This window comes from Sandaracinobacteroides sp. A072, assembly GCF_052616365.1.
Genome location: NZ_JBQXGU010000001.1, coordinates 494,655 through 521,129, shown reverse-complemented (window position 1 = coordinate 521,129; position 26,475 = coordinate 494,655). Strand labels below are relative to the sequence as shown.

The following is a 26,475-nucleotide window of genomic DNA, read 5'->3' as shown; positions in this document are numbered from 1 at the left end:
ACCAAGCTGTTCGACAAGATCCTCATCGCCAACCGTGGCGAGATCGCCTGCAGGGTGATCCGCACCGCCCGTCGCCTGGGCATCAAGACGGTTGCAGTCTATTCCGATGCCGATGCCGGAGCGCTGCACGTGGAAATGGCCGACGAGGCCGTCCACCTCGGCCCGCCGCCTGCGGCGCAATCCTATCTCCTGGGTGAAAAGATCATCGAGGCCTGCCTCGCCACCGGCGCGCAGGCCGTTCACCCCGGCTATGGCTTCCTTTCCGAACGGGAATGGTTCGCCAAGGCCCTCGACGAGGCCGGCCTCGTCTTCATCGGCCCGCCGGCTTCGGCGATCGCTGCCATGGGTGACAAGATCGAATCCAAGCGCCTCGCCAAGGCGGCGGGCGTTTCGGTCGTGCCCGGCTTCGTGGGTGAGATCGAGGATACCGACCATGCCGCCCGCATCGCGGCAGAAATCGGCTATCCGGTGATGATGAAGGCTTCGGCCGGCGGTGGCGGCAAGGGCATGCGCCTGGCCTATTCCGAAGCCGAACTGCGCGAAGGCTTCGATGCGGTGCGCCGCGAAGCGAAGGCGAGCTTCGGCGATGACCGCGTCTTCATCGAGAAGTTCGTCGAGCAGCCGCGCCACATCGAAATCCAGCTGCTTGGCGACAAGCATGGCAATGTCGTCTACCTCGGCGAGCGGGACTGCTCGATCCAGCGCCGGCACCAGAAGGTGGTCGAGGAAGCCCCCTCGCCCTTCGTCACGCCGGAAATGCGCAAGGCCATGGGCGAACAGGCCGTGGAGCTTGCGAAGAAGGTGGGCTATTTCTCGGCCGGCACGGTTGAGTTCATCGCCGGCGCCGACCGCAGCTTCTACTTCCTGGAAATGAACACCCGCCTGCAGGTCGAGCATCCCGTCACGGAATGCGTCACCGGCTACGACCTCGTGGAACAGATGATCCGCGTGGCCGCCGGCGAGAAGCTCGCCTTCACCCAGGATGATGTGAAGCTGAACGGCCACGCCATCGAGACGCGCTTCTACGCCGAAGACCCCTATCGCGGCTTCCTGCCCTCCACCGGCCGCCTCGGCCAGTATCGGGAACCGGCGGCGGTCGATGGCGTGCGCGTGGATACCGGTGTCGTCGAGGGCAGCGAAATCTCGATGTTCTACGACCCGATGATCGCCAAGCTCATCACCCACGCCCCCACCAGGCTCGAAGCCGCCGACCGGCAGATCGCTGCGCTCGACCGCTTCTATGTGCGCGGCATCAGCCATAACGCGGACTTCCTTTCGGCCCTGATGCAGCACCCGCGCTTCCGCGCCGGCGAAACGGTGACCACGGCCTTCATCGCCGAGGAATATCCCGAAGGCTTCAGCGGCGCCGAGCATGCCGGCAGCGTGCTGCCGCCCCTGCTCGCGCTTGCCGCCGTCATCGGCCAGGCTGCCGCCGACCGGGCCGCCCATGTCGATGGCCGCCTGAACGGCGATGCCGACGCCGGCACCGAATGGGTGGTCGAGCTTGACGGCGAACAGCACCCGGTCACGCTTGCGTGCAAGAATGGTGTCTATCGCGTCACGGTCGACGGGGAAGGTCTCGATGTCGAAACCGGCGGCCAGATCCCGGCCTTCGGTGTCGTCGAGGCGCGCGTTAACGGCCGGGCGGTTGCAGTCCAGGCCGACCGCGTCGGCTCGGGCTTCACCCTCACCCACCATGGCCGCCAGCATCGCATGCGCCTGCTGACGCCGCGCGCGGCAGAACTGGCCCGCTTCATGCTGCCCAAGGTCGCGCCCGACATGTCGCGCTTCCTGCTGTGCCCGATGCCCGGCCTCGTCGTTTCCATCGCCGTGAAGGAAGGCGACAAGGTGGAAGCCGGCCAGCCGCTGGCAGTGGTGGAAGCCATGAAGATGGAAAACATCCTGCGGGCCGAAAAGTCGTCAACGGTCTCGAAAATGCACGCCAAGGCTGGTGACAGCCTCGCCGTGGATGCCATCATCATGGAATTCGAATAGAGCCAGCTCCGCCTCCTGCCTTGTTGCAGAGGCCATGACATCAGCGAAAGCCGCCGGGCGCCTTCAGGCTTCCCGGCGGTTTTTTCATGCCCGGAACGGAAGGCGAAATGCCGGGGCATCCCGCCCGGACGGTTCCGGAAAATGGCCGGACACGAAGTGGTTGGCGATTACATTTGTTACAATAATGCAACTTGCCGAATCGATGTTAACCACGGTAATGCACTCATGACAGTTTCACTGTCGCAACATATGGGTCGCAACAAACGGGAAACCGTAACAGGGACGCAAAGCTGAAAAGGCCCCTCGAAAAGGGCCAGCAGAAGCGTCCGGCAGGGTCAGGGAGCAGTCCACTTGGGCATCGCGTCGAAACTGGTTGCCGCACTTGCGGCCACGGTCGCCATAACCGGCAACGCATCCGCCGCCATCGTCGGCGGCGCCGTCACGGGCGGCACGGCGGTCGCGGATGGCGGCAGCTTCACCATCATCCCGGCGCCTCCGGAAGTGGGCAATGATGATCTGCAGACCAGCGATCTCATTGTCTTCGACGAGTTGCAGGGCGTGACGATGTCGCGCAACTTCACGCCCAACATCGGAAGCCAGATCCTGAAGGGCGCGCGGGTCAGCAGCCACGGCATCGCCTTCGACCCGTCGCTCTACCGCACCGTCACGGGCTGGGTGGAATTCGACCGCAAGGTGCTCGGTGTCGTCACCGGCCGCGTAAAGCTGAACAACACGCACGATCTTCTGGGCGCGCCTGGCACGGCCTATGACATCGTGGCGGGTGCCGGCGGGGAAGCGAACGACATCTTCACCGTCGATGCGCTCAATCCCTATCGCCTCAACATTTCCATGCAGTCGAACTCCCCGGGGGACTTCGTGCGCGTGATCACGGCTGCCGTGCCCGAGCCTTCCACCTGGGCCATGCTGATCGCTGGCTTCGCCATGATCGGCATGATGCGCCGGCGGCAGCGCATGGGCGCCGTTCTCGACTGACACGCTTTCAGGGTCGGAGATGATGAAGGGGCGGCTGCCGGAAGGTAGCCGCCCCTTTTCCTGTTCAGCCTTCGCCGCCCCCCCGCCTGGAGCGCAAGAATTTGTTACATTTCCTCAGGGATTTGTGTGCGGGGCAGTTTGCATTCCTTCACGCTCTGCCACTTGCTGACCGGGCCTTAACCACGTTACCAGAATGGCACGGCGGACGAACCCGCCAGAACAAAGGTCGCCCGGCCGCAAAAGGCCGGAAACAAAATTGGGTCGAGACAGTCCAGGAGCCGTACCATGCAGAACCTCACCAAATTCTTCATCGCCACGCCCGTCGCCGCCCTCATGATGGGTGCTGCCGATGCCGCCCACGCCGCAACCGAAGCCGCCGCTGCCGGTGGCGCCATGCAATCCTCCAGCTGGGTGATGATGATCGCCGGTCTCGCCATGGTCGGCCTTGCCTCCGGCGGCCGCAAGCAGGCCCGGCGCAGCGCCGAGCGCCGTGGCCTTTCCCGCCTTGCCGAAGGCCATGAGCGTTCCGCCTCGCGCCTCGGCTTCTCGCGCTGAAGCAGCGCCAGGTCCGCAAACCGGAAGGCCCGGCCACCCAGGGGTGGCCGGGCCTTCGCGTTTCAGGCCACCCAGGCCCGACCCTGCATGATCGTCAGGAAACCGCGCGGCAGCCAAAGCGCGCAGGCGCCTGGAACAGGCACTCGACACGGCGCCCGCCCCGGTTCAGGCCGAACAGGGTCTGCCCCTCGGCCAGCCGCAGGGCTTCCTCCACCTCGGCCACGGTCACCACCGGCCGGCCGTTCACGCTTTCCATGATATCGCCCGGCCGGGGAAAACCGGTGCGCGCCGCAGGCGCGCGCGCTGGCACCTCGACCACGACAACACCCTTCTCGGGCAGGCCGGCTCCCAGTTCCTGCGCCAGCGCCGGGGAGAGGTTGGCGATGGAAACGCCGGCAAGGATGTTGCCACTGGCGATGCGGGTGAGCTGCCGGGGCGGTGTCTCCGGGGGCGCAGCCAGCATCAGCTTCAGATTGCTGGCCCGGCCCTGCCGCAGGATGGTGAGCGTGACCGATTCGCCCACGGGCTGGCTGGCGATCTGGTAGCGAAGCGACATGGGGTCGAGCACCGGCTTGCCATCGATGGCATAGACGATGTCCCCCGCCTTCAGCCCGGCCCGGGCGGCGGGCGAAGCCGGGGACACGCCGGTGACCAGCATGCCCGTCGGGCGTTCCAGCCCGGCGGCCTCGGCCGAGTCGAGGGTCAGCGGCTCGCCCTCCACGCCGATCCAGGACGTGACCATCTTTCCGCTTTCGGCGCCGCGCAGGAAGATCTTCACCATGTTGGAAGGCACGGCAAAGCCGAGGCCGATGGAACCGCCGCTGCCAGAGCCGGTGAGGATGGCGGTGTTGATTCCGATCACCTCACCATTCATCGCGGCCAGCGCGCCGCCGGAATTGCCCTGGTTGATGGCGGCATCCGTCTGGATGAAGAATTGCGCGTCGGATACGCCGATGCCGGTGCGGGCGGTTGCCGATACAATGCCCTGCGTCACCGTCTGGCCGACACCGAAGGGGTTGCCGATGGCGAGCACGAGATCGCCCACCTGCGCCCGGTCGCTGTCCCCAAGTCGGGCGACGGGGATGCGCGCGCCGCGCGGATCGATCCGCAGGAGCGCGAGATCGAGCCTCGGTTCGGCGAACACCAGCTTTGCCGGATATTCGCGCCGGTCGGCCAGCGCGACGATGATCTGGTCAGCGCCCTGCACCACATGGTTGTTGGTGACGACAAGGCCCCCGGCATCGACAATGACACCCGAGCCAAGCGAATTCTCGACCCGCGGTTCCGAATTGAAGAGCGAGAAGAAGGGGCTCATCTGCTGGCGCTGGCGCACAACGCGGGCGGTGAAGATGTTGACGACCGCCGGCTGCACCTGCCGCGCCACCGGCGCGAAGGACAGGCTGACCTGCTCCGCCGAGGCCGGGACCATTCGCTCCGCCTGCGGCGCGGCGGACCGGGCCAGTTCGGCCGCTTCCTGCGCGACGATGCCACCGGATCCGGTGAGGCCGTTGAACGACAGCGCCAGCGCGAGGCCGCCCGCCACGCCCGCCGCCACCAGAACCGCGCCCTTTGCCTTCATGCTTCCATACCTCTCGTCGAATAGCACCGCACGCTGGCGGAGTTCGTGATTCCCGACCGCATTGCAAGAGCCTGCCGCGTCGTCCGTGCAGGGCCCATGGGGCGCCACGCTTGAAGCCGCCCTGAACAGTGACAGGATGAACATCAGCCTGCCCCTTTGACAAACGAATCCGTCGCCATCAGCATGCGCTGCAAGAAACGGGAAGGGTTCGAAGGGATGCTCACGCGCAGGCGGTTCGTTGAAATGGCAGCCTTGGCAGCGCTGGCACCGCAAGGCGCCTTCGCCAGCGCGCGCCGGCCGCGGCCATCCTTCGATCCGGCAACGGCCGATGCGTCGGCCATGGCGGCCGCGCTGGCGACAGGCGCGGTCTTGGCGCACGAACTGGTCGAAATCGCGCTCGCGCGGCTTGCGGTTGCCAACCCGCGCCTCAACGCCGCATCCTTCGTGCACGCATCCGAAGCCCGGGACGCGGCACGCCTGGTTTCCGGCAACAAAGGCGGCAGGGCAGGCCCGCTCGCCGGCATACCCACCCTCACCAAGGACATCGTCGAGGAAAAGGGGCGGCCATACACCCGTGGCTCCCGCGCCTTCGCAAGCCGAATGGGCGCAGCCGATTCCCCGCAGATCGCAGCGCTCAGGGCCTCAGGCCTCATCCTCCTCGGCCGCACGACAACGCCGGAATTCGGGCTGCTGCCGACAACCGAACCCCTGCTCGGCGGGCTGACGCGCAACCCCTGGAACCCGGACTACAGCGCCGGCGGATCATCGGGCGGGGCCGGCGCGCTGGTGGCGGCCGGCGTCGTTCCCGTCGCCCATGCCTCGGATGGCGGCGGCTCCATCCGCATTCCGGCCAGCATGAACGGGCTGGTGGGCCTGAAACCCTCGCGCGGGCGGATGTCGGGCGAGGAAGGGAACAGGGGCGTCACCGCGCTCAGCGTGCACGGCTGCGTCAGCCGCAGCGTGCGCGACACGGCCGCCTGGCTTGCCGCCCATGAATCGCGCGCCGGGCCACATGCGCCTGTAGGGCTGGTGACCACGCCGGCCCGCCATGGCCTCAGAATCGGCCTGCGGCCCGGATCGGCGGAAGGCCTGCCCCATGCGGATGTGCTCGCCGTGTTCGAGGAAAGCCGGCTGCTTCTCCAGCGCATGGGTCACAAGACCGTCGATGCACCCTTCCCCTACGACGCCCCTGCCATTGCCCCCGCCTTCGAAACCATCTGGGGCCTTGGCGCGGCACGCGACATAGCGGCGGCTTCCGCTCATCTGGGCCGGGAAGCCGGGCCGGGCGACATCGAGCCGGCCAGCTTCGGCATGGCCGCCATCGGCGCTGCCGCCAGCAAGGCGGATGTGGCCAGCGCCATCGCAACGCTCGAAGACATGGCGGCACGCTACAATGCCCAGTTCGATGCCTTCGACATATTGATGACACCGGTGCTCGGCACGCCGCCGCCTGCGCTTGGCCATGTCGGGCCGGATGTTCCGTTCGAGACTCTGCAGGGCCGGTTGCGCCGTCTTGTCGGCTATACGCCGGTCGAGAATGCCGCCGGCGCCTGCGCGATTTCGCTTCCGCTCGGCATGTCGGGCGACGGGCTGCCCATCGGCCTGCAGTTCACCGCCCCGCCGGGGCAGGAACGGCGCCTTCTTGAACTGGCGCTTGGCATCGAGGCCGCCCGGCCATGGGCAGATCGCAGGCCCCGGTCATGGGTGGCCTGAACCCGCGCGGCGGACCCGGCGCGATGCGGCGGCTCGATACGGGCCTGCTGCTGCGGGCCTATGCCGCCGGGCTTTTCCCCATGGCGGACACACGCGAGGACGAGGATGTGTTCTGGGTGGAACCAAGGCGGCGCGGCATCCTGCCGCTTGACCGCTTCCACCTGCCCCGCTCGCTGGCGAAGGTGCTGAAGCAGGAGCGTTTCCTGCACAGCCATGACCGTGCCTTCGAGCGCGTGATCGCCCTGTGCGCGGCGGAAGCCCGGGGCCGCGAGGAAAGCTGGATCAACCCCACCATCATCGACGCCTATTGCCGCCTGCACGCGCAAGGCCATGCCCATTCGATCGAAACCTGGAACCGGGACGGCGAACTGGTGGGCGGGCTTTACGGCGTTCGCATCGGGGCGGCCTTCTTCGGCGAAAGCATGTTCAGCCGCGAAACCGATGCGAGCAAGGCGGCCCTGGCCCATCTCGTGGCGCGCCTCAGGGCCGGTGGGTTCCTGCTTCTGGACACGCAGTTCCTGACCGCCCACCTCGCCCGCTTCGGCGGAACGGAGGTGCGGCGCAGCGTCTATCTCGGCTTGCTGGGCGAGGCGATTCGCGCGCCGGCCGACTGGGGGCGGCTGGACCGCCTCTGCGCTCAGTCCGCTTCCGGTTGCGCGGCAGGGATCGTATCACCGACCGGTGCAGAGGCCGGTGCGGGCGCGGCCAATGGCGTGGCAGCGCGGTTTGCCGGTGCTGCTGCCGGAGCGGCTGCCTTAACCGGGGCCGATGCGGGCGCGCGCGCCGAAGACCTGGCTGGCGGGCCATCCGGCCGGTTTATCGTGCAGCTCCTGAGCCAGACATCATAGACCGGATGCACAAAAGGATTGAGCGAGGGCGACTCGGCAAAGAGCCAGCCTGAAAACACCAGCCTTGGCTGCGCTGCGCTGCCGGAAACAGTAGCGGACGCCGCAGTCTGCAGCGCTGACTGGCGCTGCTCCACCACCTGCACGAAGGCGGCCGTCTGCCGTTTCTCGTGTGGCAGTGTCTGGTCGCAGGTGCGGAGGATTCCCGAAAGGCGGCCGTGCCGGAACCGTTCGCCGGGCTTCAGCCGGTATTCCGCTGTCGCCCCCTGCCGCTTGTCGAGCACGCCGATCACGGCCACGCGGTCAACGGCTGCGCGGTCAACGGCCGCGCCATTGCTGGCAGTCACCGGCGGTGTCTGGGCGGACAAGGCCCCGGCCCAGGCCACAGGAGCCATGAGGGCCAGAAGGGCAGGCCCCTTGCGGCATGGCATCGGCATGCGCCGGCAACTGGGCATCGGCATGCGCCGGCAGCCGGGCGGCCTCATCCGGCCGCGCCGGTGGCAGCCTCGCCTGCCGGCTTGCTGCCCCCGCTGCTGTTGATGACAGAGCCGATCAGGCCCATCAGGTCGGTTGCGCCCTGGGTGTCGAGGATCTCGTCGCCCGGCAGCAGCATTTCACTATCCCCGCCGGGCACAAGGGCAATGAAGCTGCCCCCGAGCAGGCCTTCCGAGGTGATGGCTGCCGAACTGTCCGCCGGAAGCTGCACAGCGCCGGACAGGCTGAGTGTCAGCACCGCCTGGAAGCTCGCGGGGTCGAGCGTCTGTTTCGTAACGCTGCCGACCTTCAAGCCAGACACACGGACATCGGAACCGACGGTGATTCCGGTCGAGTTGGGGAAGCGCGCCGTCAGTTCATAGCGCGGGCCATCGACGGGGCTGCCCGTGCGGTCGAGCGCGAAAAGAAGGAACCAGACCGCCACGCCAACCACGAGAAGGCCCGTGATCGCATCCGCCACATGATCCTTGAGAAGCTGGGCCATGCCAGCCTCAGTCGCCCGGGGCCCAGGCGTGGTAATCGGCCGCCGCCGGCGCCCGATGTCCGCCGGCCGCCAGCGCGCCGCGCGGCAGTTCGGGGTGGTCGCTTCCCGTCGGGTTGTGACGCCAGGGCTTCTCCCAGGCCTTTACCGGCAAGGGCACATCGCTCGGCGGTTCCAGCCGGCTCTTGTGCAGCCACAGGTGCCATTCCGGCGGCACGCGGCTGCTGTCATTGTCGACAGCATAGATCACCCAGCGCCGCTGGCCGGACTTGTCCTCATAATAGATGTTGCCGTCGGCATCGCGCCCCACCTCACGGCCATTGAGGCGGGTATTGAGCCAGGTGCCGAAGGTGGAGCCTGTCCACCAGGTGAAGATGTTGAAGCCCATGTCGCCTGCCCTACCCTTTCGCGGGGCGGAAGCGCAAGCGGCCAGCGTCACGATTGCATGCCGCCATGACCCCCTGCCCGGGATTCATCACCACTCCACCCGGTCGCCCGGCTTCACCCCGATACGCGCGGCTTCGCCACCGGCAAGCTCCAGCACGGCCGCGACCGGCCCGTCGGACAGCAGCAGGCTTTCCGAGTGCGGCACGGCCATGGCCGCGATGTTGCGCACACGACCATCGGCCCCGATGAACAGCAGGTCGAGGGGTATCAGCGTATTCCGCATCCAGAAGCCGGCCTCGCGCGCAGGCGTCATCGGAAAGAGCATGCCCGTGCGCGGCGCCATGCGGGTGCGGAACATCATTCCGTGCGCCTGCTGTTCGGGGGTTTTGGCAAGCTCCACTCGATAATCATGGCGCTTGCCATCCTGCGTGCGGATGCTGAGGGCGATGACCTCCAGCCCGGTCTGCGGCTGGCCCCGGGCCTGTCCGTGGGCAGGCGCGCCGCGCGCTTCGAGCGGCGCTGACAGCATGACGGTTGCCATGATCGGGGCCGCCGCCATCAGGGCGGCGGCGGACAGCGCAATGGGGCGACCGGCGGGCCTAGTGCGCCTGATCGTCCCTGCCGGGCAGCACCGCGACGGCAAGGGCGCCCCTTGGCCCGCTGTGGACCCGGGCGAGAATCGACTGGCCCGGAAGAAGGGTTTCGAAACCGCCCCGGCGAACCGTTTCCATGTGGATGAAGACTTCGGTGACACCATCGCCTCTCAGAAGGAAACCATAGCCCTTGGTCCTGTTGAACCAGCGAACCTGAACCGGCTCGTAATCACCGGCTTCCTCGAGATAGTCCAGCGGGTCGACGCGACTGGTCGCCCGGCGGCTGGCGGCGGCCTCGTCCTTTTCGACGGCCTGCGAGGTATCGATGGCGAGGATGGCGGAAGCCTGGCGCCCGCGCGGCCCGGCGCGGACAAGGGCTGTAACCAACGTTCCTTCCGGCACGGATTTTCGCCCATGCCCGCTCAGGAGATTGTAATGGATGAGCACGTCGCCGCCATCGTCATCGGGGGTGATGAAGCCATAGCCCTTCACCGTGTCGAACCATTTGACACGGCCCGAAAGCTCGACATCGCCCAGGCTGGCACCAGACGAAACCTGCATCTCGAATTCATCGTCGCCATTGTTGTCCGACTCTTCGCCGGCAAGGCCTCTCACACCTCTCATCGCAGTTCCGATTTCACGTAACAACGCCCGCGAATCCTTCCGGACCGCGAACTTTCTTTCCGACCATCTCCACGCTAACAGGTCATATCGCTTGGGAAAAGCAGGTTTTAGACAAGCCTGTCACATAATGCGATGATTTACACAGCCCTTATCGCATTGGAGTCATGATGGAACTGCAAGGTGAAACCGAAATCCGGGCGCCGCGCGAAAAAGTCTGGGCAGCGTTGAACGACCCTGCTGTCCTGGCCCGCGCGATCGATGGCGTGGAACGGCTGGAAGCCGCAAGCCCGACTCGGTTCGAGGGCGTGCTGAACGCGAAAGTGGGCCCGGTGAAGGCGAAGTTCAGCGGCGCGGTCGAGCTTACGGAAATCGATGCGCCCAACCGCTATGTGCTGGTGGGCGAGGGCAAGGGCGGGGTCGCGGGCTTCGCCAAGGGCTCCGCCGACGTGACGCTGACCGACCTGCCCGACGGCGGCACCAGGCTCGCCTATGTCGCGCGCTCGCAGGTGGGCGGGAAGCTGGCCCAGCTTGGCACAAGGCTGATCGAAGGCACGGCGCGCGGCTATGCCGAAGGCTTTTTCGCAGCCCTCAAGGCAGAGCTTGAAGGCCCGGCGCCGACAGCGGGCGAAGAAACGGCAGCCGCCACGGCCGTGGCACCGCCGCCCGCCGAAGCCATGCCGGCAGAAGCCAGGGCCGTGCCCGGCTGGATCTGGATCGCGGCGCTTTCGCTTCTCGTCCTCATTCTTCTCTACTGGCTGGCCTGAACGCCATGACCGGCAGGGACGAACTGGGCCAGCTTCTGGACAGGGCGCATGCCTGGCAGGCCGCCGGGCATCGCATGGCGCTGGCGACTGTCGTGCGCACCTGGGGCTCCGCGCCGCGGCGGCCGGGAAGCCTGCTCCTCGTTCGCGACGACGGCCTGTTCGAAGGCTCGGTTTCGGGTGGCTGCGTCGAGGGGGCCGTGATCGCGGCGGCGCGCGCCCGCATGGACAAGGGCGGCGGCGAGCGCCTTCATTTCGGCGTGGCAAGCGAAACCGCCTGGGAAGTCGGCCTGGCCTGCGGCGGCGAGATCGAGATCCTGGTGCAGGCAGTCGATGCCAGCGGCTTTCCGCCAGAGCTCTTCGGCCGCATGGCCGAAGCGCGGGCGGCAGGCACGACGCTGAGCCTCGCTGCCGATTTCGCCAGCGGCCGCACGTTGGAAGGCAATCAGGGCGATTTCGTCTTCCGCATCGATCCGCCCCTGCGGCTGATCATGGTAGGCGCCGTGCACATCGCCCAGACACTGGCGCCCATGGCGGCGATGCTGGGCTACCAGCCGCTCATCGTCGATCCACGCGGGGCCTTTGCCGCCGGCCCGCGCTTTGCCGGCTATTCGGTGGATGGACGCTGGCCGGATGAGGCGATGGCCGACTGGAAGCCCGATTCGGCCACCGCCGTCGTCACCCTCACCCATGATCCCAAGCTGGATGATGTGGCGCTGGCCGAAGCGCTGCGCTCCCCCGCTTTCCACATCGCGGCCCTCGGCTCCCGCAAGACCCATGCGGCGCGGCTCGAACGGCTTTCGGCGCAGGGCTTTTCCGATTCTGATCTGGCCCGCATCGAAGGCCCGGCCGGGCTCGACATCGGGGCGGCCAATCCTGCCGAAATCGCCCTGTCCGTCGCGGCCGGAATGGTGGCGGCCTGGCGCCGGCGCGCATGATCTTCGCCGAGCTGCCGCTCGACGAGGCCGCGGGCGCCGTGCTTGCCCATGCCCTGCTGATCGGCGGCACCCGGATACCCAAGGGCACGCCGGTCGATGCCGGGCTGCTCGCAATGGCGCGGCAGGCAGGCCTTGACCGGCTGTGGGTGGCGCGGGCCGGGGCGGAGGACATCGACGAGGCCGATGCGGCAGCCCGGATCGGGCAGGCCCTGGCCGGTCCCCATGTCGAAGCGCGCCCGCCCGTCCATGGCCGCGCCAATCTGCATGCGCTGGCCTCCGGGCTGCTGCTGGTGAAGACCGAAGCGCTGGACCGGGCCAATGCAATCAGCGAGGCCATGGCAATCGCCACCCTGCCCCCCTTCACCCCCGTGCGCGCCGGAGACCTGCTGGCGACGGCCAAGATCATCCCCTACGCCCTGCCGGCCGATGCCGTTGGCGCTGCCGGGGGAGCCGGGCGCGACGCCATAGAGGTCGCGCCATGGCGGCAGGGCCTGCGCGCCGTGATGATCCAGACCCGCCAGGACGGCACGGCCGACAAACTGCTGGAAAAGGCGCGGGACGTGACCGCCCGCCGGCTTTCGCTGCTGGGCATCCGGCTGGAAGAGGCCGCCCCAGTGCCGCACGCTGTCGCGCCACTGTCCAGTGCCATCGCCGCCGCACGGGCGGACCTGTTGCTGGTGGCCGCCGCCACCGCAACCACCGACCGGGCCGACGTGGTGCCGGCAGCACTTGTTGCCGCCGGCGGCCGGATCATCCGGCTGGGCATGCCGGTGGACCCCGGGAATCTGCTGCTTCTGGGCACGCTTTGCGGGGCCGGGGGCAGGGTCGGGGCCACGGTCATCGGCCTGCCCGGCTGCGCGCGCAGCCCCAAGCGTAACGGGCTGGATCTCGTGCTGGAACGCTTCGCGGCGGGCCTGCCGCTCGATTCCGGCGTGATCGCCCGCATGGGGGTTGGCGGGCTGCTCGAAGGCTCGGGGCGGCTTTCCCCCTGGGGGTGGAGCGGGTGACGGTCGGCGCAATCCTTCTGGCGGCCGGCGCGTCGCGGCGCATGGGGGCGGCAAAGCTGGCCCTGCCCATCGCCGGCCGGCCGATGATTGCCCGCACGCTCGATGCCGTCGCCGAGGCCGGTATTCCGGCCCTGATGGTCACGGGCGCACATGCAGATGCCGTGCTGGAAGCCGCACCCGGCGTGCCCCATGTGCACGCCGCTGAACATGCGGAGGGGCTGGCCGAAAGCCTGAAGGCCGGGCTGGCCGCCTCCCCGGCGGACTGGACAGCCGCCCTTGTCGTTCTGGGGGACATGCCCTTTGTCCTGCCATCGACCCTGCGGGCGCTCGCGGCCCGGCTGGAAGCCGGGGCAATGGCGGTCGTGCCGGTGGTGGTTGGCAGGCGCGGCAACCCGGCGGGTTTTGCCCGCGCCGCCTGGCCAAGGCTGATGGCGCTGTCGGGCGACAGGGGCGCGCGCACGTTGCTCGATGCGCTGGGGGCAATGGACATCCCCGTCGACGATCGGGGCATATTGCGCGACATCGACCGGCCGGAAGACCTGCCCGGCGAGGAAACGCCCGATCCGGAAGTGCGGCCATGAAAAACCGGCCATGAAAATGGGGGCAGCCCGGCAGGCCGCCCCCTTCCTGTCTCTCGCCGGTTTCCGTGGAAGCCGGTCGGGCGTCAGTTCTTCGCCTTGTCCACCAGCTTGTTCTTGGCGATCCACGGCATCATGGCGCGCAGGCGTCCACCGACTTCCTCGATCGGGTGGGCGGCGGCGGCCTTGCGGCTGGCCTTCAGCTCGGGCTGGCCGGCACGATTGTCGAGGATGAAGTTCTTCACGAAGCGGCCGGCCTGGATGTCGGCCAGCACGCGCTTCATCTCGGCCTTGGTTTCGGCGGTGATGATGCGCGGGCCGGTGGTGATGTCCCCATATTCGGCCGTGTTCGAGATGGAGTAGCGCATGTTGGCGATGCCGCCTTCATAGAGCAGGTCGACGATCAGCTTGGTTTCGTGAAGGCACTCGAAATAGGCCATTTCCGGCGCGTAGCCGGCTTCGACCAGCGTTTCGAACCCGGCCTGGATCAGGTGGGTGATGCCGCCGCACAGCACGGCCTGCTCACCGAACAGGTCGGTTTCGCATTCCTCGCGGAAGTTGGTCTCGATGATGCCCGAGCGCCCGCCGCCGATGGCCGAGGCGTAGGAGAGCGCGACATCCATGGCGTTGCCGCTGGCGTTCTGGGCCACGGCCACGAGGCAGGGCACGCCGCCGCCCTTCTGATATTCGGAGCGCACGGTGTGGCCGGGGCCCTTGGGCGCGATCATGATCACATCGAGGTCGGCGCGCGGCTCGATCAGCCCGAAGTGGACATTGAGGCCATGGGCGAAGGCAAGGGCCGCGCCCTGCTTCAGATTGGCGGCGAGATCATCGGCATAGATGGCAGCCTGATGCTCGTCGGGCGCGAGGATCATGACGATATCGGCCCAGGCGGCGGCTTCGGCGTTCGACATCACCTTGAAACCGGCGCCTTCGGCCTTGGCGGCCGTGGCCGAACCGGGGCGAAGCGCGATGGCGACTTCGGCGACGCCGCTGTCGCGCAGGTTCTGGGCATGGGCATGGCCCTGGCTGCCATAGCCGACAATGGCGACCTTCTTGGACTTCACCAGCGCCAGATCGGCATCGGCATCATAATAAACGCGCATCAAATGGTCCTTCGTGATGGCTGTGCCCGGGCGCAAGGCCCGGCGGGGGGTGAACAGGTCCGGGCACGCGGCCCGGCAATCGCTGAAGGCGTTACAGCGCCGTGGCGCCGCGCGAAAGTGCGACGACACCGCCGCGCGCCACTTCCACAAGGCCGACTTCGCGCATCAGCTCGATGAACTGGTCGACCTTGGTGGTGGAACCGGAGACCTCGAAGACGAAGCTCGATGTCGTCGTGTCCACCGGACGGGCGCGGAAGATGTCCGCCAGCCGCAGCGCCTCGACCCGCTTCTCGCCGGTGCCGGCCACCTTCACCAGCGCCAGTTCGCGCTCCACATGGGGGCCAAGCGCCGTCAGGTCGGTGACGCTGTGCACGGGCACGATTCGGTCGAGCTGGGCGCGGATCTGGTCGATCACGCGGCTCGGGCCGGTCGTCACGATCGTGATGCGGCTGACGGCATGGTCTTCCGAAACATCGGCAACCGTCAGGCTCTCGATATTGTAGCCGCGCGCGGAAAACAGGCCGGTGATGCGGCCGAGCACGCCGGATTCATTGTCGACAAGGATGGAAAGCGTGTGCCGCTCCTGCGGCTCTTCAGCCGCATGGGCGCCGGTGTGCATGTCGGGAACTGTCGCCATCAGACCAGCGCCTCCGCCGCGCGATCGAAACTGCCGCTCACCTGATCGGGGCCGAGCAGCATGTCGGTGTGGGCCGCACCCGATGGAATCATCGGGAAGCAGTTGGTGAGCTTTTCCACCCGGCAATCAACGAAGACCGGGCCATCATGCGCCAGCATGGCGGCAATGCCCGAATCCAGTTCGTCGACCGTTTCGATGCGGATGCCCTTCCAGCCATAGGCTTCGGCCAGCTTCACGAAATCGGGCAGGCTTTCGGAATAGCTGTGCGAATGCCGGCCTTCATAGGTGAGATCCTGCCACTGGCGGACCATACCCATATATTCATTGTTGAGCACGAACACCTTCACCGGCAGCTCATACTGGTGGGCGGTGGCCAGTTCCTGGATATTCATCTGGATCGAGGCCTCGCCGGCGATGTCGATCACCAGCGCCTTCGGGTTGCCCAGCTGCGCGCCGATGGCAGCCGGCAAGCCATAGCCCATCGTGCCGAGACCGCCGCTGGTCAGCCACTTGTTCGGCTTCTCGAAGTGGAAATGCTGGGCGGCCCACATCTGGTGCTGCCCCACTTCGGTGGTGATGATCGGGTCACGCGTGTGCGTGGCGGCCCACAGCCGGGCGATGGCATGCTGCGGCATGATCGCCTGGCCTTCCTGCTGATAGGCAAGCGAACCGCGCGCGCGCCAGCCCTTGATCCGCGCCCACCATTCATCGGTGATCGCGGGCCGGGCGCCACGGGCGCGCCAGATCTTCAGCATGTCATCGAGCACATGGCCGACATCGCCTTCGATCGCGAGGTCGATGCGCACCGTCTTGTTGAAGCTGGACGGGTCGATATCGACATGGATCTTGCGGCTGCCGGGCGAGAAACCGTCAAGCCGGCCAGTGACCCGGTCGTCGAAGCGCGCGCCGAGGCAGAGCATCAGATCGCACTGGTTCATCGCCATATTGGCTTCGTAGGTGCCGTGCATGCCCAGCATGCCGAGGAACTGCGGATCGCTGGCGGGAAAGGCGCCAAGGCCCATCAGCGTGGACGTGACGGGCGCCTTTGTCAGCCGCGCCAGTTCGCACAGCACCTGGGCGGCTGCCGGGCCGGAATTGATGATGCCGCCACCCGTGTAGAGGATCGGGCGCTCGGCGCTGGCCAGCATTTCCACCGCCGCCTCGATCGCCGCCAGGTCGCCCTTCACACGCGGGCTGTAGGTCTTGTGGCGGATCGGGCCGGGGCGCCGGTACTGGGCCATGCCCACCTGCACGTCCTTCGGAATATCCACCACGACCGGGCCGGGGCGGCCTGTGGTGGCGATGTGGAAGGCCTCGTGGATCACGTCACCGAGGCGCGCGGCCTCCTTCACGAGGTAATTATGCTTGGAGCAATGCCGGGTGATGCCGACGGTGTCGCATTCCTGGAAGGCGTCCGAGCCGATCAGATGCGTGGGCACCTGGCCTGTCAGCACCACGACGGGAATGGAATCCATCAGCGCATCGGTGATTCCGGTCACGGCATTGGTGGCGCCGGGCCCGGAGGTGACAAGCACCACGCCGGGCTTTCCGGTCGAGCGGGCATAGCCTTCGGCAGCATGCACCGCGGCCTGCTCGTGGCGCACGAGGATGTGCTGAATGGACCGCTGCCGGAACAGGGCATCGTAAATCGGCAGGACGGCGCCGCCCGGATAGCCGAAAATCGTGTCCACACCGAGGTCCGTCAGGGCCTGCACGATGATTTCCGCGCCGTTCATCTCCCGGCCGTGCATGTCTCGCTTCCTTGTTGTTCTCTATTCCATGTGAGCGCCGCCGCATAAGGGGGGTGGCGCAGGCTGTCAATGACCGGATCGCCAATTAATTCCATAAACAGGCCTTATCACGCAATATTATTGCTTTCAAGACGTTCACATGGTGCAATTCATGCGGAAAAAACGCCCCTTCCCTGTGTCGTCCCGCAGTTTTCGAATCATCCGGCCAGTGGTGCCGCCTGCCCGAAAAGGCTGGCCTGCCCGCCGCTTGCAAACCATGTGCGCTGGCGCTTGGCGTAGCGCCGCGTCTCCAGCCTGGCGCGCGCAATGGCCTCTTCCAGCGACAGCCGCCCATCCAGATAGGCAAGGAGCGGCGGCACGCCGAGCGCCTTCATGACGGGCAGGTCCGGCGAAAGCCCGCGCGCCCGCAGGCGGCGCACCTCGTCGAGCGCGCCCTCGGCCATCATCCGGTCGAAGCGCAGGTCGCAGGCGGCGTTGAGCGCCGCCCGGTCTGGCAGCAGAACCCGTGCTCCCAGCGCCACGGCATCTCCCAGCCCGCCGCCGGTTTCCGCCTGCCAGGCGGCAAGCGAACGCCCCGTCGCGCGCATGACTTCGAGCGCCCGGGCATTTCTCTGCCGGTCATTGGGGTGGAGCCGCGCGGCCATCAGCGGATCTTCCCGTTCGAGTGCCGCGCGCAGGGCTGGCGCATCCAGGGCGCGCACCGGCGCCCGCACGGCTTCCGGCACCGGCGGGACATCCGCGATTCCCGCAATCAGCACCTTCAGGTAAAGCCCGGTTCCGCCAACCAGGATCGGCAGGCGGCCGCCCGCATGGGCCGCCCCGATCTCGGCCCGGGCGAGCGCCGCCCAGCGGGCGGCCGTGCAGCTTTCGGCGCCGTCGATGATCCCGTACAGCCGGTGCGGCACGCCCTCCATCTCCGCCTCGGCCGGGCGGGCGGAGAGGATGCGCAGGTCGGCATAGACCTGGCTTGCATCGGCGTTGATGATGACGCCATTGCACGCATGGGCGATTTTCAGGGCAAGGGCCGACTTGCCCGATGCTGTAGGCCCTGCAATGACGGCCAGAGGAGGCTTCATCCCCAACATGTCAGCTGCGCACCCTTCGCTCATCGTCACCCTGTCTTCGCCGCACGGCTTGTCGCAGGCGGCGCCTGCCGCCGCAAGCGAGGCGCTGCGCGCGGCCGGCGGCCTCGTCAGCGCAGAGGTCGCCTTCGACCCGCCCTACGCGATCGATCTTGTCGTGCGCGGGCTGTCCGCGCCGGCCGCACGCGCGGCCATCGAACTGGAAACCGAAGGCTTCGACATCGTGGCGCAGCCAGCCGGCCCGGCGCGGCTGAAGCGTTTGCTGGTGGCCGACATGGATTCGACCATGATCGGGCAGGAATGCATCGACGAACTGGCAGATTATGCCGGGCGCAAGGCTGAAATCGCCGCCATCACCGAACGCGCGATGCAGGGCGAACTGGATTTCGCCCAGGCGCTGGAAGAGCGGGTGGCAGCCCTAGCCGGGCTGGACGCCGACGCCATCCGCCAGTGCCTCGAAGAGCGAATCAGCCTGACGCCCGGCGCCCGCACGCTGATCGGCACGATGCGCGCAAAGGGCGCCCGCACCATCCTGATTTCAGGCGGCTTCACGGCGTTTACCGAAACCATCGCCAGCCGCATCGGTTTCGACCGGCAGGTGGCCAACAGGCTCGACATCGCCGATGGCCGGCTGACGGGCACGGTTGCCCACCCCATTGTCGATTCCGGCGTGAAGCGCGCGACGCTCCTGGCCGAACGCGATACGCTCGGCCTGCCGCCCGAAGCGACACTCGCCGTGGGCGACGGCGCCAATGACATTCCGATGATCGAAGCAGCCGGCCTCGGCATTGCCTATCACGCAAAGCCACGCGCGGCGGAAGCAGCCGATGCCGCGGTTCGCCATGGCAACCTCACGGCGCTGCTGTGGGCGCAGGGCCTGCCCCGTTCCGAATGGTTGCAGGCCGAAGACTGAGCCCGCCGGGCAGGGATGGGCTGTCCAGCCCTGCCCTGCCCTGCCCTGAAAAAGGTCTCAGACAGAAGTCTCAGCCAGACGCCTCAGCCAAGCGCCTTCTTCAGCAGGTCGTTGACGACCGCCGGATTGGCCTTGCCGCCGCTCGCCTTCATCACCTGCCCCACGAAGAAGCCGAAAAGCTTGTCCTTGCCGGCGCGATATTCGGCGACCTTGTCGGCATTGGCGTCCATCACCTGCGCGATGGCGGCTTCCAGCGCGCCGGTATCCGACACCTGCTTCAGACCACGCGCCTCGGCAATGGCGCCCGGATCCTCGCGCGTTTCCAGCATGATCTCGAAGACCTGCTTTGCCAGCGGGCCGGACAGCGTGCCGTCGGCCATCAGCGCCAGAAGCTCGGCCCCTTGCGCAGGGCTGACAGGGCTGTCCGCGATTTCGAGGCCCAGCCGGTTGAGCGCGCCGAACAGGTCGCCCGTCATCCAGTTGGCGACCTTTTCCGCCACGTCGCGCGCCGGCTTGCCCTGCCTGCCGGCACTGTCGGCGAGCAGCGCCTCGAACCAGCGCGAGGAATCGGCATCGGCCGTCAGCACGCCCGCCAGATAGGAGGACAAGCCAAGCTCGGTTTCGAAACGGGTGCGCTTGGCGGCCGGAAGCTCGGGCAGGCTGGCGCGGCATTCCGCGACGAAGGCCTCGGTCAGCTCCAGCGGCAGCAGGTCCGGCTCGGGGAAATAGCGATAGTCGTGCGCGTCTTCCTTGGAGCGCAGCGAGCGCGTCTCGCCCCGGTCGGGGTCGAAGAGGCGGGTTTCCTGATGGATGGTCCCGCCATCCTCCAGAATCTCCACCTGCCGGCGCGCTTCATAGACGATCGCCTGCTGGATGAAGCGGATGGAGTTGACGTTCTTGATCTCGCAGCGCGTGCCGAACTCCTCGCCCGGGCGGCGGACGGAGACGTTCACGTCCGCGCGCATCGAGCCTTCCTGCATGTTTCCGTCGCAGCTGCCGATGGCGCGCAGGATGGAGCGCAGCGAAGAAACATAGGCCGCAGCCTCGGCGGGGGAGCGCATGTCCGGCCGGGAGACGATTTCCATCAGCGCCACGCCCGAGCGGTTGAGATCGACATAGCTGCGATCGGGGCTGAGATCGTGGATCGACTTGCCGGCATCCTGTTCGAGGTGGATCCGCTCGATGCCGATGGTCCGGCGGCTGCCGTCCTCCAGTTCGATCTCGATCGCGCCCTCGCCCACCACCGGATGCTGGAATTGCGAGATCTGGTAGCCCTGCGGCAGGTCGGCATAGAAATAATTCTTGCGGTCGAAGCGCGACCAGCGGTTGATCTGCGCGCCGAGTGCCAGCCCCGTGCGCACGGCCTGGCGCACGCACTCGCCGTTGAGCACCGGCAGCATGCCGGGCATGGCGGCATCGATGAAGCTCACCTGGCTGTTCGGCTCCCCCCCGAAGGCGGTTGCCGCGCCGGAAAACAGCTTGGCCCTGGAAATGACCTGGGCATGGACCTCCAGCCCGATCACGAGTTCCCACGGGCCGGTGCGGCCCTCGATCCGATATGCGTCAGCCATGGTCGCCTCTTGGCGCGGCGCAGCCTCCAAGACAAGAGGCTGGTCCGCCGCAACGCCATCCAGCGCCTGAAGGCGCGCGCGCATTAACCCTACCGGGGCATTGATTTGCACGCACACTGCCAATAGCATGATGCAGTCAGGTGGCGGCGGGGCAGCTGCCACCCGATACTGGAGTGCGAACTGTTTCGCGCACTCCGTGTTCAGGGGGTTTGCGTTGCGTATTGTATGTCCAAGTGCATGGGCGCGCCTGTCGGCGCGTATCGGGAATGTGGGCGCATGAGCGTGGCGCCCGAAGCAATATCCCGCCGCGAAGCGCCGGCCGGCCCGCCATCCCTGGAGGATGCACCCGCCCGGCCCGGAATCCCGGCACTGCCGGCCCTTATCCTCGCGCTTCTCCTTCTGTTTCCCATATTGCTGACCCCGGTGGTTCCCGGCGTCGATTATTACGCCCATGTGTTCCGCTATCACATACTGGCAGACAATGGCGAAACGGCCCGCCTCGCGGCCAATTACACGCCAGACTGGAAGCTGCTGCCCAATCTGGGCCTCGATGTGCTGGCTACCGGACTGCTTGCCATCTTCCCGCCGCTGGTGCTGGCCCGGCTGCTGGCGGCGGGGCTGGTGCTTGGCATGGTCGGCAGCGTGCTGTTCCTTGCCCGCGCTGCCGGCGGAACTTTCCCCTTCATCACGCTGATGCTGGCCTGTTTCACCGGCTACAGTCACATCTTCATCTGGGGCTTCTCGAACTTCCTGCTCGGGCTGATCCTGCTGCTCACCGGGCTTGGCCTGTGGCTGAAACTGGCGCCACGGCCGGGGCTGCAACTGGCGGTGGCCGTGGCGCTCGGCATCCTTCTCATGCTCTTGCATGCGCTTGCCTTTGCAATCTGGGGCCTGCTGCTTGCAGCCATCGAGCTTGAAACCGCCCACCGTCAGCGCGACATGGCGCCCGCCCGCCTTATGCACCGCGCGATCAGGCTCGGCCTTGTCGCGGGCGGGCCATTCGCCATCTTCCTGTCGTCCCGAACGGCCGAGGCGCCGCAGGGCGTCACGTCAGCCTTCGGTTCGCTTGCCGCCGAGGCCGAACGCGGCACGGCATGGGACCGCATCATCGAGGAAGGCCTGAGCCGGCTCGATCTCTTCCTGCGCGTCGCGGACAGTCTGACGCCTTGGGCGGACCGAGCAATCGGCATCGGCATCATTGCCATCCTCGCCACCGGGTTGCTGTCGGGCGCCCTGCGGCTTCAGCCCGGCCTGCGGCTGGCCGTGGTCGTGGCCGCTCTGCTTGCCGTGCTGGCGCCGCCCAGCATGTTCGGCAGCGCCTATGTGAACGACCGCATGCCGCTCGTGCTACTGGCCCTGGTTGCAGCGGCGGTGCGCCCCGCAAGGCAGGAAACCGAAGGGAACCACACAATCCCGGGGTCTGCCTTCACGCCGCTTCTTGCCATTCTGCTGGCCGCGCATCTCGTCCTCGTCTCGGCGAGTTTCTGGTCCGCCGGCAGGCTTTACGGGAATTTCCGGGCCGACATGGCCCGGCTTGGCCCGGCTACGGGCGAAACGGCGGCGGCCCTCTATTTCCGTGGTATCGGGCGCGCTGGCCTGCTTCCCCAATGCTCGCCGCTTCTGCATGTCATGGCGCTCGATACCGGCACCGCCGCCCACACCTTCGCCAACCCGACACAGCAGCCGCTTCGCCTTGATGGCCCGCTCGCCACTGCCATGGAGAAGCGCCAGACGCTTATGAGTCCGGCGGCGCTCGCCGAAGACCGCTTGGCGGCGTCCATGGCCCAACGCGAGCAGCGCATCGCCGCCCTGCTCGATGCCGGCTTCTCGGTTGTCCTTGCCTGCGATGCCGGGGGCCTGCCTGCCACGGGCGGGCGGATCGAGCGCCTCGCCGGCCGCGGCTTCTGGGGGCTTTACCGGCTCGCCCCGCCACAGATGGCCGATACCGCCTCCCGCCTGGAGATCGCTGCATGAACGCCATCAGGAATCATGCGACCGGCCGCGAGCCGCTGCACCTGAGCTTCGTGGTGCCCGTGTTCGATGAAGAGGAGACCGTCGGCCATTTCGTCCGCCGGGTGAACGAACTGTTCGACCCGGCCCATTACCGGCTGGACATGGTTTTCGTGAACGATGGCAGCCGCGACTCCACCCTCGACAGGCTGCTGGAACTGCAGCGACAGGATGGGCGTATCCGCATCGTCGATCTCAGCCGCAACTTCGGCAAGGAGGCAGCGCTCAGCGCCGGGCTTTCGGCAGCGCTCGGGCAGGTCGTGGTGCCGATCGACGTGGACCTGCAGGACCCGCCGGAACTGGTGCACGAAATGGTCAGGAAATGGCGCGAAGGCCATGAAGTCGTGCTGGCGCGCCGGGTAGACAGGCGGCAGGACAGCCTGGCGAAGCGGGCCACGGCGCTGATCTTCTATCGCCTGCACAGCCGCATCGCCGATGTGGCGATACCCGAGAATGTCGGCGATTTCCGCCTTATGGACCGGCGCGTGGTGGATGCGCTGTCGGCCCTTCCCGAATCCCGCCGCTTCATGAAGGGGCTGTTTGCCTGGATGGGCTTCCGCACCGCGATCGTGGACTATGCCCGGCCCGAACGCGTGGCCGGGCAGACCAAGTTCAACGGCTGGAAGCTGTGGAACTTCGCGCTGGAAGGCACCACAAGCTTCAGCACCGCGCCCCTGCGCGTCTGGACCTATATCGGCGGGCTCGTCGCGCTTCTGGCAATCTTCTACGGGCTGTTCACCATTGCCCGTGTCCTGATTCAGGGGGTGGATGTGCCGGGCTATGCCTCGATCATCGTCTCCATCTCGCTTCTGGGCGGCCTGCAGCTTATGGGCATCGGCATTCTGGGCGAATATCTCGGCCGCACCTATCTCGAAAGCAAGCGCCGGCCGGTGTTCATCGTGCGCCATCTCTATGAAGATACGCGCGGCGAAGCTCAGCAGGAACCTGCCATGGCTGCGCAATGACAAGGCCAGGCCTCTTCACGCGCATGCTGCGCTTCGGGCTGACGGGCCTGTTCGTCACGGGCGTGCACTTCGTCGTTGCCATTGCGCTCGTCGAATTTGCGGGCGCGTCACCGCCGCTTGCCAATGGCGTCGCCTTCACCGTAGCCACCATCGTCGCTTTCCTGATCAATTCGCTGTGGAGCTTCCGCACAGGTTTCGATGCCGGAACGCTCCTGCGCTATGTCTGTGTCGCCTGCCTGGGGCTTGGCGTCACGGTCGCCGTTGCGACGCTGATGGAGCGCCTCGGCGTTCACTATATCCTGGGCATCGTGGCCGTGACGCTCAGCAACCCGCCGCTGATGTTCGTGCTGCACAACAGGTGGACATTCCGGCAGCGGCCGGCGCCACTCAATTGTCCGCAAGGGTCCAGTGGTTGAGCAGGCTTTCCGTAACCTCGCGCATGGCGCCGCCTTCCAGCAGCACCTCGCGCGGCTCGGGGTGGCTGATGAAGCGGGTGGGGCTGGCCGTCAGGCCATAGGCGCCGCTGTTGTCGATGGCGATCAGGTCGCCCTCGGCCAGCGCCGGCAGTTCCAGCTTCGTCGCCAGCGTGTCGATCGTGGTGCACAGAGGCCCGACAAGCGTGTAGAGGCCCGGCGCGCCATCCGGGTTCGAAAGGTTGCGGATGCGCCAGTTACGGCGGATGACCGAACCCATCATGCCCCACGCCGCCAGATGCGTGTTGAACCCGGCGTCGAGAATGCGGAACTCCGTGCCGCGGCTGGCCTTTTCGGCGATCACGCTCGAAACCAGCCAGCCGAATGGCCCGACAAGCCAGCGCCCCAGTTCGAGGATGAGGCGGCTTTCCGAGAACATCGGCTCGGCCAGCAGCGCATCGATGGCGGGGCAAACCAGGGCTGACAGCGCCTCCATGTCGAGCGGCCTGTCCTGCGGCAGATAGGGCACGCCGAAGCCGGCGCCGAAGATCAGCTTTTCAGGTGGGCGGCCCGTGTGCGCGACGGCGCGGCGGAACAGGGCCGTGAAGATGGTGAAATTCTCGGCAATGGCGTCTGCCGACAGGCTGTTGCTTGCCGAATAGATGTGGAAGCCCTTCAGATCGAGGTTGGGAAGGGCCGCGATCGCGTCGAGCGCCGGCTCCAGTTCCTCTTCGTCGATTCCGAACTGGCTGGGCTTGCCGGCCATGTTGACCCCGAACTGGCGCGGCACGGCGGCCGGGTTGATCCTAAGCACGACAGCCTGTTTCTGCCCGAACGCGGCGGCGAACCCGTCGGCTGCGCGCGCCTCGCGCAGGGATTCCAGCACCAGTTCGCCAACACCCAGTTTCACGGCGCGGCGGATTTCCTCCAGCCGCTTTGCCGGGCCCGAAAAGCTGATCCGCCTGGCTGGGCACCCCGCCGCCATCGCCCGCTCCACCTCGGCAAACGAACTGGCGTCAAACCAGTCCACCAGGTCGGCGATGCCAGCCAGAAGCCCGATGTTGGGGTTTGACTTCACTGCATGGCTCACACCGAAACGGCCCCCGAAGATGCCCTGAAGTGACCGGATGCGCGCACGGATCCGGTCGAGATCATAGACATAGAGCGGCGTGCCGAAGCGCGCGGCCGCCGCCAGCAGGGCCTGCCGGTCGGGCGCGGCCAGGTCTTCGGCCGGCGTGGAAGGCCCTTGCGTCACCGGCTTTCCCCCGGCTTCGGCAGGGCGCCCGCCATCCGCTTGCCAAGGCGGATGCCCGGCTGCTCGACAAGCCGGTAGGCAAGCCATGAGGCAAGGATCACCAGCGCCAGCATCAGCACCGTCATCAGCGCGCCTTCCAGCGGCGTGCGGCCGATGAGCGGCCGGGTTGCCCATGGGTAGCTGGCAAGAATGTCCGGCCCGCCGAAGCGGCGCATCAGGCGGATCACATCATCCATGCGCGACTGGACGAAGACATGCACCATGTAGATGCCATAGGAAATCGTGCCCAGGAACATGGGAAAACGCGTTCTGAGCAGGCGGCTTGCAAGGCCGCCTTCCCCCGCGAACAGCAGCAGGGCCGCCAGGAAGACTGGCGGAAGCAGAAGCGACGAACCGCCGGCGGCGAAGCGGACGACCAGCAGGCAGACCAGGCCCACGCCGGCAAATTCCAGCAGGCTTCGCGCCGGCACGGCAAGCCTGTCGGCCGGGGCGCCGATCCGTTCCCACAGGCGGTGGCCGATAACCCCGATGGAAAAGCCGTAGATGCAGCGGATGAGCCCGTGATCCCATGAGACATTGAGACCATGGGGCGTGACGGACAGGAGGATGGGAACCATCGCCAGCGCCGCCATGCCCGCCAGCAGCGGCATGCGCCGCGCCATCATGAGCCGCCCCAGCAGGATCGCCGCCGCGCCATAGAGAAGATAGGTCCAGAACTCGCTCGCGATGCTCCAGCTCGGGTGGTTCCAGCTGAGGCCCGGCAGCAGGCCGAAGCAGTGGAGGAGGACCAAGTTCAGCACAAAGGCGGTCGGGCTGGTATGGTCGGTGAAGGGCTCGCGGTTCATCACGCCGGAAACGACAAAGGCGCCCAGCGCTTCGACCGCAACGAAGAGGAGGAGCATCACGAGGTGCAGCGGATAGACCCGCATGAACCTGAGCAGGGAAAAGCGCAGGAACGGCATGCCGGCAACAAGCCTCGGCCCGTAGCTGTGCGCGATGACGAAGCCCGATAGAACGAAGAAGAAATCCACGAACAGCCAGCTCTGCCGCACCAGCGGGTTCTGGGTGAGCGGGCCAGCGGCCTCGAAGTGGAACAGGCAGACGAGAAGCGCACAGACCCCGCGCAGGGAATCGAGCGCCTCGAACCGTGTTGGCGGGGCCGTGGCCACCTTCAAACCTTGCAGCCAGCCATTGGCCCCGGGTGCGCGCGCCGGATGACCGGGCGACG

At 67.1% G+C, this 26,475-nt stretch carries 25 protein-coding genes and 1 pseudogene; 13 read left to right on the top strand and 13 right to left on the bottom strand.

Annotation, left to right across the window (positions count from 1 at the left end):
- Positions 1-6 precede the first annotated feature (6 nt).
- The 3 genes from ACUJ46_RS02525 (at position 7) to ACUJ46_RS02515 (ending at position 3,543) form a co-directional block, all read left to right on the top strand.
- Positions 7-1,995: an acetyl-CoA carboxylase biotin carboxylase subunit gene (locus ACUJ46_RS02525; protein WP_445389518.1), complete on the top strand. Its 1,989-nt coding sequence runs from the start codon at positions 7-9 to the stop codon at positions 1,993-1,995.
- A 351-nt stretch (positions 1,996-2,346) separates the two neighbouring features.
- Positions 2,347-2,988, top strand: a complete 642-nt coding sequence (locus tag ACUJ46_RS02520) for a PEPxxWA-CTERM sorting domain-containing protein (RefSeq protein ID WP_445388872.1) — start codon at positions 2,347-2,349, stop codon at positions 2,986-2,988.
- 285 nt (positions 2,989-3,273) lie between these two features.
- Positions 3,274-3,543 carry a hypothetical protein gene (locus ACUJ46_RS02515; RefSeq protein WP_445388871.1) on the top strand — a complete coding sequence of 90 codons (270 nt, stop codon included), beginning with the start codon at positions 3,274-3,276 and terminating at the stop codon, positions 3,541-3,543.
- 94 nt (positions 3,544-3,637) lie between these two features.
- On the opposite strand, the gene ACUJ46_RS02510 is transcribed toward ACUJ46_RS02515, so the two are convergent.
- Positions 3,638-5,122 carry a Do family serine endopeptidase gene (locus tag ACUJ46_RS02510; RefSeq protein ID WP_445388870.1) on the bottom strand — a complete coding sequence of 495 codons (1,485 nt, stop codon included), beginning with the start codon at positions 5,120-5,122 and terminating at the stop codon, positions 3,638-3,640.
- 252 nt (positions 5,123-5,374) lie between these two features.
- Here ACUJ46_RS02510 and ACUJ46_RS02505 point away from each other — a divergent pair, with 252 nt between their 5' ends.
- Positions 5,375-6,835: an amidase family protein gene (locus ACUJ46_RS02505; RefSeq protein ID WP_445388869.1), complete on the top strand. Its 1,461-nt coding sequence runs from the start codon at positions 5,375-5,377 to the stop codon at positions 6,833-6,835.
- A 23-nt stretch (positions 6,836-6,858) separates the two neighbouring features.
- On the top strand, positions 6,859-7,683 hold the full coding sequence (aat, locus tag ACUJ46_RS02500) for a leucyl/phenylalanyl-tRNA--protein transferase (protein ID WP_445389517.1): 825 nt from the start codon (positions 6,859-6,861) through the stop codon (positions 7,681-7,683).
- 35 nt (positions 7,684-7,718) lie between these two features.
- Here the strand turns inward: aat and ACUJ46_RS02495 are convergent.
- The 5 genes and pseudogenes from ACUJ46_RS02495 to ACUJ46_RS02475 form a co-directional block, all read right to left on the bottom strand.
- Positions 7,719-8,075, bottom strand: a pseudogene (locus ACUJ46_RS02495) (DUF2155 domain-containing protein); the annotation flags it as partial.
- An 86-nt stretch (positions 8,076-8,161) separates the two neighbouring features.
- The gene (gene mlaD, locus ACUJ46_RS02490; protein ID WP_445388868.1) at positions 8,162-8,659 is read right to left on the bottom strand and encodes an outer membrane lipid asymmetry maintenance protein MlaD; all 498 of its coding nucleotides are present in this window, start codon (positions 8,657-8,659) and stop codon (positions 8,162-8,164) included.
- A gap of 7 nt (positions 8,660-8,666) precedes the next feature.
- Positions 8,667-9,044 (bottom strand): NADH:ubiquinone oxidoreductase subunit NDUFA12, encoded by a 378-nt coding sequence (locus ACUJ46_RS02485; RefSeq protein WP_445388867.1) that lies wholly within the window; start codon positions 9,042-9,044, stop codon positions 8,667-8,669.
- 87 nt (positions 9,045-9,131) lie between these two features.
- Complete coding sequence (locus ACUJ46_RS02480; protein WP_445388866.1) at positions 9,132-9,584, bottom strand: DUF192 domain-containing protein; 453 nt, start codon at positions 9,582-9,584, stop codon at positions 9,132-9,134.
- A gap of 58 nt (positions 9,585-9,642) precedes the next feature.
- Positions 9,643-10,260, bottom strand: coding sequence for a cold-shock protein (locus ACUJ46_RS02475; RefSeq protein WP_445388865.1), 618 nt, complete (start codon positions 10,258-10,260; stop codon positions 9,643-9,645).
- A gap of 164 nt (positions 10,261-10,424) precedes the next feature.
- On the opposite strand from ACUJ46_RS02475, the gene ACUJ46_RS02470 reads away from it, so the two are divergent.
- From ACUJ46_RS02470 to ACUJ46_RS02455, 4 genes are read left to right on the top strand one after another with little or no spacing between them, the layout of a single operon-like run.
- Positions 10,425-11,024, top strand: a complete 600-nt coding sequence (locus ACUJ46_RS02470) for a CoxG family protein (RefSeq protein ID WP_445388864.1) — start codon at positions 10,425-10,427, stop codon at positions 11,022-11,024.
- Positions 11,025-11,029: 5 nt separating this feature from the next.
- The gene (locus ACUJ46_RS02465; RefSeq protein WP_445388863.1) at positions 11,030-11,959 is read left to right on the top strand and encodes an XdhC family protein; all 930 of its coding nucleotides are present in this window, start codon (positions 11,030-11,032) and stop codon (positions 11,957-11,959) included.
- Positions 11,956-12,966, top strand: a complete 1,011-nt coding sequence (locus ACUJ46_RS02460; protein WP_445388862.1) for a molybdopterin-binding protein — start codon at positions 11,956-11,958, stop codon at positions 12,964-12,966. Before ACUJ46_RS02465 ends, ACUJ46_RS02460 begins: the two co-directional genes overlap by 4 nt.
- Positions 12,954-13,547 (top strand): nucleotidyltransferase family protein, encoded by a 594-nt coding sequence (locus ACUJ46_RS02455; RefSeq protein WP_445388861.1) that lies wholly within the window; start codon positions 12,954-12,956, stop codon positions 13,545-13,547. The genes ACUJ46_RS02460 and ACUJ46_RS02455 overlap by 13 nt, the downstream gene beginning before the upstream one ends.
- A gap of 83 nt (positions 13,548-13,630) precedes the next feature.
- Here the strand turns inward: ACUJ46_RS02455 and ilvC are convergent, their stop codons facing one another.
- From ilvC to miaA, 4 genes are all read right to left on the bottom strand, one after another.
- Complete coding sequence (ilvC, locus tag ACUJ46_RS02450; protein ID WP_445388860.1) at positions 13,631-14,650, bottom strand: ketol-acid reductoisomerase; 1,020 nt, start codon at positions 14,648-14,650, stop codon at positions 13,631-13,633.
- 91 nt (positions 14,651-14,741) lie between these two features.
- Entirely contained in the window at positions 14,742-15,287 is a 546-nt protein-coding gene (gene ilvN / locus ACUJ46_RS02445; protein WP_445388859.1) for an acetolactate synthase small subunit, read from the bottom strand.
- Positions 15,287-17,038 (bottom strand): acetolactate synthase 3 large subunit, encoded by a 1,752-nt coding sequence (locus ACUJ46_RS02440; RefSeq protein WP_445388858.1) that lies wholly within the window; start codon positions 17,036-17,038, stop codon positions 15,287-15,289. The genes ilvN and ACUJ46_RS02440 overlap by 1 nt, the downstream gene beginning before the upstream one ends.
- A gap of 197 nt (positions 17,039-17,235) precedes the next feature.
- The gene (gene miaA, locus ACUJ46_RS02435; RefSeq protein WP_445388857.1) at positions 17,236-18,114 is read right to left on the bottom strand and encodes a tRNA (adenosine(37)-N6)-dimethylallyltransferase MiaA; all 879 of its coding nucleotides are present in this window, start codon (positions 18,112-18,114) and stop codon (positions 17,236-17,238) included.
- Positions 18,115-18,121: 7 nt separating this feature from the next.
- Between miaA and serB the strand changes: the two genes are divergently transcribed.
- Positions 18,122-19,033: a phosphoserine phosphatase SerB gene (gene serB / locus ACUJ46_RS02430; protein ID WP_445388856.1), complete on the top strand. Its 912-nt coding sequence runs from the start codon at positions 18,122-18,124 to the stop codon at positions 19,031-19,033.
- 83 nt (positions 19,034-19,116) lie between these two features.
- Here serB and gatB read toward each other — a convergent pair whose 3' ends face one another.
- Positions 19,117-20,604, bottom strand: a complete 1,488-nt coding sequence (gatB, locus tag ACUJ46_RS02425; RefSeq protein ID WP_445388855.1) for an Asp-tRNA(Asn)/Glu-tRNA(Gln) amidotransferase subunit GatB — start codon at positions 20,602-20,604, stop codon at positions 19,117-19,119.
- A 276-nt stretch (positions 20,605-20,880) separates the two neighbouring features.
- Between gatB and ACUJ46_RS02420 the strand changes: the two genes are divergently transcribed.
- The 3 genes from ACUJ46_RS02420 to ACUJ46_RS02410 are packed head-to-tail and all read left to right on the top strand — an operon-like array spanning position 20,881 to position 23,995.
- Positions 20,881-22,578: a hypothetical protein gene (locus tag ACUJ46_RS02420; RefSeq protein ID WP_445388854.1), complete on the top strand. Its 1,698-nt coding sequence runs from the start codon at positions 20,881-20,883 to the stop codon at positions 22,576-22,578.
- Positions 22,575-23,579 carry a glycosyltransferase family 2 protein gene (locus tag ACUJ46_RS02415; RefSeq protein WP_445388853.1) on the top strand — a complete coding sequence of 335 codons (1,005 nt, stop codon included), beginning with the start codon at positions 22,575-22,577 and terminating at the stop codon, positions 23,577-23,579. The genes ACUJ46_RS02420 and ACUJ46_RS02415 overlap by 4 nt, the downstream gene beginning before the upstream one ends.
- Entirely contained in the window at positions 23,576-23,995 is a 420-nt protein-coding gene (locus ACUJ46_RS02410) for a GtrA family protein (protein ID WP_445388852.1), read from the top strand. The genes ACUJ46_RS02415 and ACUJ46_RS02410 overlap by 4 nt, the downstream gene beginning before the upstream one ends.
- On the opposite strand, the gene ACUJ46_RS02405 is transcribed toward ACUJ46_RS02410, so the two are convergent.
- The gene (locus ACUJ46_RS02405; RefSeq protein ID WP_445388851.1) at positions 23,967-25,247 is read right to left on the bottom strand and encodes an alanine racemase; all 1,281 of its coding nucleotides are present in this window, start codon (positions 25,245-25,247) and stop codon (positions 23,967-23,969) included. The two genes, ACUJ46_RS02410 and ACUJ46_RS02405, sit on opposite strands and share 29 nt — an antisense overlap.
- Complete coding sequence (locus ACUJ46_RS02400) at positions 25,244-26,416, bottom strand: acyltransferase family protein (protein ID WP_445388850.1); 1,173 nt, start codon at positions 26,414-26,416, stop codon at positions 25,244-25,246. The genes ACUJ46_RS02405 and ACUJ46_RS02400 overlap by 4 nt, the downstream gene beginning before the upstream one ends.
- Positions 26,417-26,475: the final 59 nt, after the last annotated feature.